The 10,037-nt window shown below is 59.1% G+C and carries 12 protein-coding genes; 6 read left to right on the forward strand and 6 right to left on the reverse strand.

What is annotated here, in order from left to right:
- Nucleotides 1-308 precede the first annotated feature (308 nt).
- From ACW5XC_RS17075 to ACW5XC_RS17095, 5 genes are all read left to right on the forward strand, one after another.
- A complete protein-coding gene (locus tag ACW5XC_RS17075) occupies nt 309-1,109 on the forward strand; it encodes a transporter substrate-binding domain-containing protein (protein WP_005334079.1) in 801 nt (266 codons plus the stop codon).
- 99 nt (nt 1,110-1,208) lie between these two features.
- Nucleotides 1,209-2,168 carry an amino acid ABC transporter permease gene (locus ACW5XC_RS17080; RefSeq protein ID WP_019445267.1) on the forward strand — a complete coding sequence of 320 codons (960 nt, stop codon included), beginning with the start codon at nt 1,209-1,211 and terminating at the stop codon, nt 2,166-2,168.
- Nucleotides 2,152-2,274 (forward strand): hypothetical protein, encoded by a 123-nt coding sequence (locus tag ACW5XC_RS17085; protein WP_265339888.1) that lies wholly within the window; start codon nt 2,152-2,154, stop codon nt 2,272-2,274. The genes ACW5XC_RS17080 and ACW5XC_RS17085 overlap by 17 nt, the downstream gene beginning before the upstream one ends.
- Entirely contained in the window at nt 2,258-2,380 is a 123-nt protein-coding gene (locus tag ACW5XC_RS17090) for a hypothetical protein (protein ID WP_019445266.1), read from the forward strand. Before ACW5XC_RS17085 ends, ACW5XC_RS17090 begins: the two co-directional genes overlap by 17 nt.
- Entirely contained in the window at nt 2,364-3,107 is a 744-nt protein-coding gene (locus ACW5XC_RS17095) for an amino acid ABC transporter ATP-binding protein (RefSeq protein ID WP_005350722.1), read from the forward strand. Before ACW5XC_RS17090 ends, ACW5XC_RS17095 begins: the two co-directional genes overlap by 17 nt.
- A gap of 107 nt (nt 3,108-3,214) precedes the next feature.
- Here ACW5XC_RS17095 and ACW5XC_RS17100 read toward each other — a convergent pair whose 3' ends face one another.
- Complete coding sequence (locus ACW5XC_RS17100) at nt 3,215-4,006, reverse strand: substrate-binding periplasmic protein (RefSeq protein ID WP_042053220.1); 792 nt, start codon at nt 4,004-4,006, stop codon at nt 3,215-3,217.
- 168 nt (nt 4,007-4,174) lie between these two features.
- Here ACW5XC_RS17100 and ACW5XC_RS17105 point away from each other — a divergent pair, with 168 nt between their 5' ends.
- The gene (locus tag ACW5XC_RS17105) at nt 4,175-5,014 is read left to right on the forward strand and encodes a sterol desaturase family protein (protein ID WP_042053221.1); all 840 of its coding nucleotides are present in this window, start codon (nt 4,175-4,177) and stop codon (nt 5,012-5,014) included.
- A 111-nt stretch (nt 5,015-5,125) separates the two neighbouring features.
- Here the strand turns inward: ACW5XC_RS17105 and ACW5XC_RS17110 are convergent, their stop codons facing one another.
- The 5 genes from ACW5XC_RS17110 to ACW5XC_RS17130 form a co-directional block, all read right to left on the reverse strand.
- Complete coding sequence (locus ACW5XC_RS17110; protein WP_074042649.1) at nt 5,126-6,541, reverse strand: basic amino acid/polyamine antiporter; 1,416 nt, start codon at nt 6,539-6,541, stop codon at nt 5,126-5,128.
- 9 nt (nt 6,542-6,550) lie between these two features.
- A complete protein-coding gene (locus ACW5XC_RS17115) occupies nt 6,551-7,453 on the reverse strand; it encodes a homocysteine S-methyltransferase family protein (protein ID WP_074042650.1) in 903 nt (300 codons plus the stop codon).
- A 293-nt stretch (nt 7,454-7,746) separates the two neighbouring features.
- Nucleotides 7,747-8,289 carry a hypothetical protein gene (locus ACW5XC_RS17120; protein WP_074042651.1) on the reverse strand — a complete coding sequence of 181 codons (543 nt, stop codon included), beginning with the start codon at nt 8,287-8,289 and terminating at the stop codon, nt 7,747-7,749.
- A gap of 19 nt (nt 8,290-8,308) precedes the next feature.
- A complete protein-coding gene (locus ACW5XC_RS17125) occupies nt 8,309-9,628 on the reverse strand; it encodes a hemolysin family protein (protein WP_005334094.1) in 1,320 nt (439 codons plus the stop codon).
- Nucleotides 9,629-9,824: 196 nt separating this feature from the next.
- Nucleotides 9,825-10,037: integrase core domain-containing protein (locus ACW5XC_RS17130; RefSeq protein WP_456516099.1), on the reverse strand; the 213-nt coding region annotated here is incomplete at its 5' end.

The following is a 10,037-nucleotide window of genomic DNA, read 5'->3' on the forward strand; positions in this document are numbered from 1 at the left end:
TGTAACAAAATGTCTTGGGGATAATTTGGGCTTGAACCCACTCAATTAGATAGATATGTTGTTTTCGTGTGATTTTATGAATGAAGCCATGAGCAATAAATGTCTCTAACCTGTTGAGTCTTCTGACACAATCTGTTTTTGGTACATTTTTCACTCAACCACTATTCATAGCATCTCATATGGGGCTTTTGTCCCGCTCAAGACATTCATCCTGTCTTGCCTGTTGCCGGACGCAGCAGTCTCTTGTGCCACGGAGTCGCACGGGATCAGGTTCAAGGCCGAACACACCACCGACAGAGACGTCACTTATGATCAAAAAACTGATTCTTTCTACCCTGCTGTTTTGCGGGATCGCCACGGCGGCCCCGACCCCAGCCCCTACCTCCACCCTGGATGCCGTGCTCGAACGCGGCGTGCTGCGAGTCGGCTTCGACGCCGGCTATCAACCTTTCGAGATGACCAACAAGCAGGGCCAATACATCGGCTTTGACGTGGATCTCGCCAAGATGGTCGCCAAAGAGATGGGCGTGAAGGTCGAGTTCGTCAACACCGCCTGGGATGGCATCATTCCGGCGCTGCTGACCAACAAGTTCGATGTCATCATGGGCGGCATGACCGTCACTCCCCAGCGCAATCTGCGGGTGAACTTCGCCGATCCTTACATCGTGGTCGGCCAGACCATAGTCCTGCGCAAAGAGAAAGCGGGCGAAATCAAATCCTTCACCGACCTCAACGACCCGAAATACAAGATCGCGGTCAAGCTCGGCACCACCGGCGAGCAGGCAGTCAAGCGCCTGATCCCCAAAGCCACCCTGCTGCAGTTTGAAACCCAGGATGACGCCAAGCTGGAAGTGATCAACGGCAAGGTCGATGCGTTCGTCTATGACCTGCCCTACAACGCTATTTTCGCCTCCCAGAATCAGGGCGCCGTGGTGCACCTCGACAAGCCGTTCACCTTCGAGCCGCTGGCCTGGGCCATCCGCAAAGGGGATCAGGACACCCTCAACTGGTTCAACAACTACCTGCGCCAGATCAAGGGCGATGGCAGCTACGACCGTCTCTACAAGAAGTGGTTCGAATCCAACGCCTGGCTGAATCAGCTCAAATAACCTCCGGGGGGCGGCACATGCCGCCCCTGCACCACGCAGCTCCCCACACAATAACGAGAAGAGGTTGTGACTGTGCACACACCCAAACCGACAAGACAGATGGAAAAACAACCCAATCAGCTACTCTGGCATGGGGTTTTCCTGCTGATGCTGCTGGTTGCCGTATTCGGCATCTACAAGGCTGTCCAGTCAGTGGATTACACCTGGCGCTGGGAACGCATTCCCCAATACATCGCCTATCAGGCGGAGCAGAAGAATCTGGCCGAATTTGACGGCACCGTGATGGCGGGCACCAGCGAGGCCGAGAAGGGCAAGCTGTTCCTGCAAGACGATCTCGACCCCAATGTGCGGCAAGCCATCGCCAGTACCGGCGTACAAGTTGCCGAAGGGGATACCGTTTTTCGTGGCGATACCCTCGACACCCAACTGAGCTGGACCGCAGGCCCCATCGCCTGGGGCGTCTGGGTCACCGTCAAGCTCTCGCTGGTGGCAGGCATCTTCGCCATCCTGCTCGGCACCCTGGCCGGGCTGGCGCGCCTCTCCCCCAATCCGGCCCTGCGCAATCTGGCGGTCACTTACGTGGAGCTGATCCGCGGCACGCCGCTGCTGGTTCAGATCTTCATCGTCTACTTCTTTATCGGTACCGTACTGAACCTCGATCGCTTCACCGCCGGGGTCGCCGCGCTGGCGGTCTTTACCGGTGCCTATGTGGCGGAGATCGTCCGCGCCGGTATCAGCTCCATTCACAAGGGGCAGATGGAGGCGGGTCGCAGTCTGGGCATGACCTCCGCCCAGACCATGCGCTACGTCATCCTGCCGCAGGCGTTCAAGCGGGTACTGCCGCCACTGGCGGGTCAGTTCATCAACCTGATCAAGGACTCCTCGCTAGTCTCGGTCATCTCCATCACCGATCTGACCAAGGCGGGGCGAGAGGTGGTGAGCTCCACCTTCAGCCCGTTCGAGGTATGGTTCACCGTGGCCCTGCTCTATCTGGTGCTGACCGGCACCCTCTCTTTCCTGGTACGCCGTCTCGAGGTGAAATATGCACGCAGCAACTGATCCCATCATCAAGGTGCAACAGGCATCGAGAAGTGCAGCCATCGCCGACACCCTCTTCGCCTTCCCGGTTCGTTTTCTGGAGGTGAAATATGCACGCAGTAACTGATCCCATCATCAAGGTGCAACAGGCATCGAGAAGTGCAGCCATCACAGGCACCCCCTTCGCCTTCCCGGTTCGTTTTCTGGAGGCAAAATATGCGCGCAGCAACTGATCCCATCATCAAAGCGACCGGCGTAGAGAAGTTCTACGGCAGCGAAGTGCACGCCTTGAAAAATGTCAGCACCCAGGTGGCCGAAGGGGAAGTGGTGGTGATCGTCGGCCCCAGTGGCTCGGGCAAGTCCACCTTCCTGCGCACCCTCAACCAGCTGGAGACCATCAACGACGGCAACATAGTAGTCGACGGCATCTGCCTGACCGAGCCGGGCGATGTCAACAAGCTGCGGGAAGAGGTGGGCATGGTGTTTCAGTCCTTCAACCTCTTTCCCCACCTGACGGTGCTGGATAATATCTGCCTCGCCCCGCAGAAGGTGCGCGGCCTGTCGCGCCGTGAGGCCGAAGACAGAGCCAAGGCGCTGCTGCTGAAAGTGGGGCTGTCGGTGAAAGCGGCCAGCTATCCGTCCCAGCTCTCCGGCGGTCAGCAACAGCGGGTGGCCATTGCCCGGGCACTCGCCATGCAGCCACGCATCATGCTGTTTGACGAGCCCACCAGTGCGCTCGACCCCGAAATGGTGGGGGAAGTGCTGGATGTGATGAAGGGGCTGGCCCGCGAAGGAATGACCATGGTGGTGGTGACCCACGAGATGGGCTTTGCCCGCGAGGTGGCGGATCGGGTGCTCTTTATGGAGAGTGGCGAACTGCTGGTAGATGAAAAACCGGCCGACTTCTTCGACAATCCACCCTCCCCACGCCTGCGCCAGTTCCTGAGTCAGGTGCTGTAGCCAACATGCTCTGCTGGATAAACGAAGAGGGACCGCAAGGTCCCTCTTCTTGTCTGTCACGCTGAGCAGACTCAACCCAGCTGAACCCGAGTGCCCATCTCATCGGCTCAGCGCGGGGACTTTCCCAGATAGCGCTCCACGATCACTTTCACCCCGTCACGTTTTTTGAGCTGATAGAGCTCCTTGTCAAACTGATCGATAAAGGCCTGTTTGTAGGGATACTCCCCCTTGCGGCTGTAGCCGAGAAACCCCTGCTCCTTGCTGAGCACCGGCCCCTGTTTGAGCAGGGACATATCGGCCACCGCCAGCTGATCGGCCTTTATCATGTTGAGCAACTCATAGAGCAGGGAGAGGCGATCATTGATGGTGCAATCGACCCGGCCGCGAACAATCTTGAGCAGGTTCTCCCGATTGCTTTTCACCTCCTCCACGTCGATCTGCTTCTCTTTTACCGCCAGCCAAAAGGCATCGCCGCCGACGGCAAAACCGGCGTTCATGCCAAAGCGTAAACCGTGATAGTCGAGCGGAAACCTGGCCTGCGGGGTATTGGCCGCAACACTGGCACCGCACATCACCACCAGCTCTTCATCCAGCATCGGCTGGGAGTAGGGCCACATGTAAGGGCGGGTATCGGGCATGTAGTAAGGTGGAAAAATGGCGAAGGCAGCCCCCTGCTCCACCATGCTCAGACCGCGCCGCCACGGCATGGGCTTGAGCACCACCTCATAGTCAGGCATGGCAGAGGTTACCTCTCGGATAATGTCGGCATAGATCCCCCTGACCTCCTCCCCCTCCTGCCAGGAGTAGGGGGGATAGGCGGCATCCGCCAGGATCTCGACCCGGGTCTTGGCGTGCGCCATCATGCACAACCCCAGCAACAAGCAACACCAGACGCGCATAAGCCAGCACCTCCTGAAAAAGCCTGCATCAAGCATAGCCATCCAGCGCGCCTTCCTCTGCTGCCGCGCCATATTTCATGCCATCTCTTCGTTGGCTGAAAAATGTTAATGAAATATTAAAACCATCCTTTATGCTGGAGAGCAATTGCTCTGAATGGATGGCCGCATATGGATGTGCAACTGCTTCTGCTCTACCTCTCCCCGATTTTTCTGGCCTTTATCGGCTGGGAGATGCTCTACCTGCGCAAACATGGCGCGGCCTTTCCCACCGCCACCTACCAGTGGCGGGATCTGTTCGCCAACGCTGCCCTGGCCCTGATGCACCAAGGGGGCGATGCGCTGGCGGCCATCGCCATTGCTTATCTGTATGACACCCTCTGGGGCTGGCGACTGTTCGATATCGAGCTGAATCTCTGGAGTGTGCTACTGCTGTTCCTGTTGCAGGATCTCTGTTACTGGCTGTTCCACTTCACCAGTCACCATGTTCGCTGGCTGTGGGCCTCCCATGTGGTGCACCACAGCTCGGAGCGGCTCAACCTCTCCACCGCTTTTCGCCAGAGCCTGATGTATCCCATCTCCGGCATGTGGCTGTTCTGGATCCCGATGATTGTCATCGGCTTCCCCCCCGAGGCAGTGGTCGCCACCGTGCTGCTCAGCCTGGGCTTCCAGTTCTTCGTCCACACCCAGGTGGTGGGCAAGCTCGGCTGGCTTGAGTGGCTCTTCAACACCCCCTCCCACCACAGGGTGCACCACGCCAGTAACGCCAAATACATAGACCGCAACTTTGCCGGCGTGCTGATCATCTGGGATCGGCTGCTTGGTACCTTTGTCGAGGAAGATCCGGCCGAGCCGTGTCGCTTTGGCATCACCAAGCCGATCCACAGCTTCAATCCCCTCACCCTCACCTTCCACGAGTGGCGCGACATGCTGCGTGACGCCCGTGGCCTACCCTGGCGACAAAAGCTCGCAGTGCTGTTTGGCAAACCGGCCGGACCTGCCAGCCGCTGAGCCTTCGCATCGAATAGCAACTCCCGGATAGCAAGCCCCTGATAACCAATCCCTGATAACAAGAGAGCGCCACAGTGGCGCTCTCTTTTATGGTCAGTCACATCTTCGATATCAGAGATGGGCGAACGACCAGACGGCGGGGATCAGGCTCAGCAAGGTCACTCCGGCCAATAGCCGTTCGCGACCACTCAGGCAAAGATCTGCGCCCAGCTGACGACGGCTGTAGAGAAACAGCAGCAGACCCGGCCCGTAGAGCAACAACGACAGCAGCAGATACTCCACCCCGGCGGCATAGAGCAGCCAGAAGCCGTAACCGCTCGACACCAGTGCCACCGCCCGCATCAGGCCTCGGCCCTGCCCACTCTCTCCCTCCTTGCTGAACGAAAGCTTGAGCAAGAACAGGCCGATCAGCAGGTAGGGCACCAAAATCATCGAGGTGGAGATAAGCAGCAGGCTGGTGTAGCCCTTGCCGAGCAGCCACACCAGCAGCAGGCAAGTCTGCACCGTCAGGCTGGTGAGCCAAAGCGATGCGATAGGCGTCCCATTGCGGTTCTGGCGCCGGAAGATGGCGGGAAACGCACCGTGGCGGGCTGCGCTGAACGGCACCTCCGCCGAGAAGAGGGTCCAGCTCACGTAGGAGGCAAGCACCGAGACGATAAGGCCGACGCTGATGAGCAGCTTGCCCCAGGAGCCGGTCATCTGGGCCATCAGCCCTGCCATGGAGGGGTTGGGTAGCGCCGCCAGCTCGGGCCGACTCAATATTCCGAGCGCCAGCACCGAGATAAGCACATAGAGCAGCAGCGCCAATACCACGCCAAGCACGGTGGCCGTGCCCACATCCCGCCGGTTTCTGGCGCGGGCCGACAACACAGCCGCCCCCTCGATGCCGGTAAAAACCCAGAGGGTAATCAACATGGTGTTGCGCACCTGCTCGGAGACCGGCACCGCCAGGGTACTGCCCTGCTGATCCGCTGCGAAGGTGACCGGGTCGAACCAGTAGCAGGCAAACAGGATAAACAGCAGCAGCGGCAGGCTCTTGGCCAGAGTCGCCACCAGATTGAACAGCGCCGCCTGCTGCACGCCACGAGCCACCAGCAGGTGTACCGACCAGAGGATGCAGGACTCGCCGACAAACGCCGCCAGGGTATTGCCGTCACCAAACCAGACCTGCTCGGGGGTGTCGACAAAGCTGCCCAGCGCGGCAAAGGCGATCACCAGATAACCCACCACGCCGATGGTAGCGCAGAGCCAGTATCCCCAGGCGGAGAAGAAGCCCACCAGATCGCCAAAACCGGCGCGGGCGTAGCTGTAGATGCCGCCGTCAAGATCCGGCCTTAACCGCGACAGGTAAAGGAAGCTCATGGCGAGCGCCAGGATGCCCACCCCCGTCACACCCCAACCGATCAGCACGGCGCGCGCCCCCGCCACCTCGGCCATGTTCTGGGGCAGGCTGAAAATCCCCGCCCCCACCATGGAGCTGAATACCAGCGCGGTGAGGGACCAGAGCCCAATCTTGTTCTCTTTCATGGGTACTCCTTAGCGCAACCGGCTGCTCAGCGCCTGAATATGCTCGGGGCCGATGCCGCAGCAACCACCGATCAAATTCGCCCCGGCCGCGCGCCAGCGCTCGGCCCAGCCAAGGTAATCCAGCGGCCCCAGATCGGCGCGGATCTCGTCCAGCCCATCGTTGGCGGTGGCCTCTTTGGGTTGCGGCGGGAAGGCGTTGGCGTAAGCACCGAGGCGAATGTCTGCGCGGCCCAGCGCCTGCAATCGGGTGCGGGCAACCTCGAGGGCCCCCTCGATCACCTCGGGCTGACAGCAGTTGAACAGGATGGCATCGACCCCAGCCGCCACTAACGTGGTCACCGCATCAGCCACCTGCTCGCCGGAACGTAGTCGCGGCTCGTTGCCCGGCGCCTCATCTTCCAGCGTGAAGGAGACCCAGAACGGCTTGCCATCGTCAGGCAACAGCGCTTTCAGGGCCAGTGGCTCGGCAATCAGGCTCATGGTCTCGGCCAACCAGATATCCACATAAGGGGATAGCGCCCGGATAAGCGGTGTCGCCAGCTCGCTCACCCGGTCCGCCTTGAACAGGTCGGCACGGTAGGAGCCAAACAGCGGTGGCAGAGAACCCGCCACCTGCACGGCGCCCTTCTGCTCGTCAGCCACCTCACGGGCCAGTTGACCAGCCAGCGCTGCCAGCCCCTCCCCATCGGCAAAGAAACGCTCATCGCCGATATGAAACGGCACCAGCGCATAGCTGTTGGTAGTAATGACCCTGGCCCCGCTCGCCACATAGGCCTGATGCACATCACGCACCGTCTCTGGCGCCTCCATCAAGGCCAGCGCCGACCACTCGGGTTGACGAAACGGTGCCCCTCGCCGTGCCAACTCGCGCCCCATGCCCCCATCCAGCACCCACAATTCCCTGGTTTCCATCTGTCGTGTCTCTTCGTTATGTGCGTTGTTTATTTGCGTATTTATCTGTTTGTTTTGTTGATCTGCGGTTTCGCATCGAATCGCTGCAGATCGTCCCGCTTCATCCTGGGAAGCCATTTTATTATATAGCCATAAAAACATATGGATGTTTGGATGGCCAAAACAAGATAAAGCAAAGCGCCACGGGCGGCAATCAGCATCAGCAGAAATCAGCGTGCAAACGGCGAGGCAAACGCAGAAATGCAAGAGGCCACCCGAAGGTGGCCTCATCACAATCTTGATCCGCTGGTAACTTAACGCCCGGCCAGCACTCGCTTAATCTGTTTGACCCAGTCGGAGACCCGACCCTGCTGCGGCAAGCCGCGCCAGATCTGCTCCCACTGGGCAGGGCTGAGCGGACGACCGAGGCGACGCTGCACACCCGCATAGAGATAGTCATGGGCCGTGGTGGCCGCATGCTCGGAGGTGAGGAATTTGGAGACCGGATCGGTCAACCGCACATCCCGCATGCCGAGCAGCGGATAGTCGTTGTGCACCGCCGCCAGCATGGTCTCGCGCATGGCGGACTCGATGTAGCCACGGGCAAACAGGGCGGTAACCGACTCCAGCGACCCCTGATCCGGGCCATGATACTGCTCATCAAAGACCGGGCTCGGCTCGGCCATGCCGCTTTGCACCACCGCATCGGGATCCGGCTGCGGCACGACCACGGCAGGCTTGGGGGCAACCGGCTTGGCTGCCACTGTGGCTTTGCGCGGCGCACTCTGACTACAGGCACCCAGTGCCAGGGTGAGCGCGACACAGGCCAGCGCACGGGAATGATACTGCATCTTCATGACTCTTATGTCGCTCCTTTTACGATTCCTGAGCTGGCTTCTCGGCCACAGCCGGCTCGACCCGGGTAACCAGCAGCTGATCAATCTTGTAACTGTCGATATCCACCACTTCGAACTTGTAACCGGCGTATTTGACCGAGTCAGTGCGCTTGGGGATCTTGCGCAGCATATACATGATAAAGCCGGCGATGGTCTCGTAGTTCTGGTTCTCGGGGAACTCTTCGATATCGAAGGCGCGCATCACGTCGGAGATGGGAGTGACCCCGTCCACCAGCCAGGAGTTCTCGTCGCGCTGGACGATCTGCTCTTCCACCACGTGGGTCGCCCACTCGCCCATGACGGTGCTCATCAGGTCATTCATGGTGACAATCCCCACCACCAGCGCGTACTCGTTCATCACCACGGCAAAGTCGCCACGATGATTCTTGAAGTACTCCATCGCCTCATAGAGGTTCAGGGTATCGGGGATGATGATGACGTTCTGCACCAGGTTGCCACCGATCAGGTCGATGCTCTGGCCGCCGATAACGCGGATCAGCAACTCTTTGGCATCGACAAAGCCCTTGATGCTGTCGAGGTTGTGGTCACAGACCAGAAACTTGTTGTGGGGATGTTCGGCGATCTTCGCCTTGATGCTCTCTTCACTCTCTTGCAGGGTGAAGTAGATGAGGCTCTCGCGGGCCGTCATGGCAGAGGTGACACCAAGGGACTGCAACTCGAATACGTTCTCGATGAGCTGATGCTCCTCGCGCTGGATAACCCCCGCCTCGGCACCAGCATCCATCACCGCATAGATATCGTCGGAGGTGATCTCGTCGTTACGCACCGTGGAGACGCGCATCAGACGGAACAGGGAGTTGGCCAATCCGTTGAAGACCCACACCAGCGGCATCAACACGGTGACGAAGAAGAGCATGGGGCGCACCACCACCACGGCAATCTGCTCGGGCATGGTCATGGCCAGACGCTTGGGCATCAGGTCGGCGATCAGGATAAACATGCCGGTGACGAACACGAAGGAGGCACCGGAGCTGATCTCGCCAAGCCAGGGGCCCTGGTAGAACTGGGAGACAATTCCCTTGATGGCGGGGTTGAGGGCAGACTCACCCAGGATACCGCCCAGAATGGCGACGGTATTGAGGCCAATCTGCACCACGGTGAAAAAGTTGCCCGGCTGGGCCTGCAGGGCCAGCACCTTTTCGGCCTGGCGATTACCTTCATCTGCCATCACCTGCAATTTGATTTTGCGAGACGCGGCGAGAGAGATCTCGGAGAGGGAGAAGAACACACTGCCGCCAACCAGCAGCATTAAAAAGAACAAACTATCGGCAAAACTCATGATTAACCTATTGCTACACCCGCCTTAGCACAAGACGGCAAACTGGGCCCGGGAGACCGGACCGTGAGCCCATCCGGGACTCACACAGGGGGAGTATTCTATCAGAAAACAGCCAGTTGGGTGCTTTATCTTACTCCGACCAGTTATTGTCTAGTCCTGAAATAGGTTTACACATTTTCAACTAGCATTTCTCTACTCAGAACCCCCTATGTACTGCATCGGGGGTTCTGTATTTCAACGCATGATGCGGCCGCTCCGCGTTGTAAATATCCACCGCTTCACGCACAATCTCCCGCGCTTGCGCCAAATCCTGCGGGCTTTGCAACAATAACTCTCCTTTCAAAATCCCGTTCACCCGCTCCGCCAACGCATTCTGATAACAGTCATACCCATCCGTCATCGAGCATTT

This window comes from Aeromonas sp. 25-AL00135 (assembly GCF_054052385.1).

Bases quoted from the DNA above. Each gene is read 5' to 3' on its own strand.
- ACW5XC_RS17075 (WP_005334079.1), top strand. From the start codon at position 309: ATGATCAAAAAACTGATTCTTTCTACCCTGCTGTTTTGCGGGATCGCC.
- ACW5XC_RS17080 (WP_019445267.1), top strand. From the start codon at position 1,209: ATGGAAAAACAACCCAATCAGCTACTCTGGCATGGGGTTTTCCTGCTG.
- ACW5XC_RS17085 (WP_265339888.1), top strand. From the start codon at position 2,152: ATGCACGCAGCAACTGATCCCATCATCAAGGTGCAACAGGCATCGAGA.
- ACW5XC_RS17090 (WP_019445266.1), top strand. From the start codon at position 2,258: ATGCACGCAGTAACTGATCCCATCATCAAGGTGCAACAGGCATCGAGA.
- ACW5XC_RS17095 (WP_005350722.1), top strand. From the start codon at position 2,364: ATGCGCGCAGCAACTGATCCCATCATCAAAGCGACCGGCGTAGAGAAG.
- ACW5XC_RS17100 (WP_042053220.1), bottom strand. From the start codon at position 4,006: ATGCGCGTCTGGTGTTGCTTGTTGCTGGGGTTGTGCATGATGGCGCAC.
- ACW5XC_RS17105 (WP_042053221.1), top strand. From the start codon at position 4,175: ATGGATGTGCAACTGCTTCTGCTCTACCTCTCCCCGATTTTTCTGGCC.
- ACW5XC_RS17110 (WP_074042649.1), bottom strand. From the start codon at position 6,541: ATGAAAGAGAACAAGATTGGGCTCTGGTCCCTCACCGCGCTGGTATTC.
- ACW5XC_RS17115 (WP_074042650.1), bottom strand. From the start codon at position 7,453: ATGGAAACCAGGGAATTGTGGGTGCTGGATGGGGGCATGGGGCGCGAG.
- ACW5XC_RS17120 (WP_074042651.1), bottom strand. From the start codon at position 8,289: ATGAAGATGCAGTATCATTCCCGTGCGCTGGCCTGTGTCGCGCTCACC.
- ACW5XC_RS17125 (WP_005334094.1), bottom strand. From the start codon at position 9,628: ATGAGTTTTGCCGATAGTTTGTTCTTTTTAATGCTGCTGGTTGGCGGC.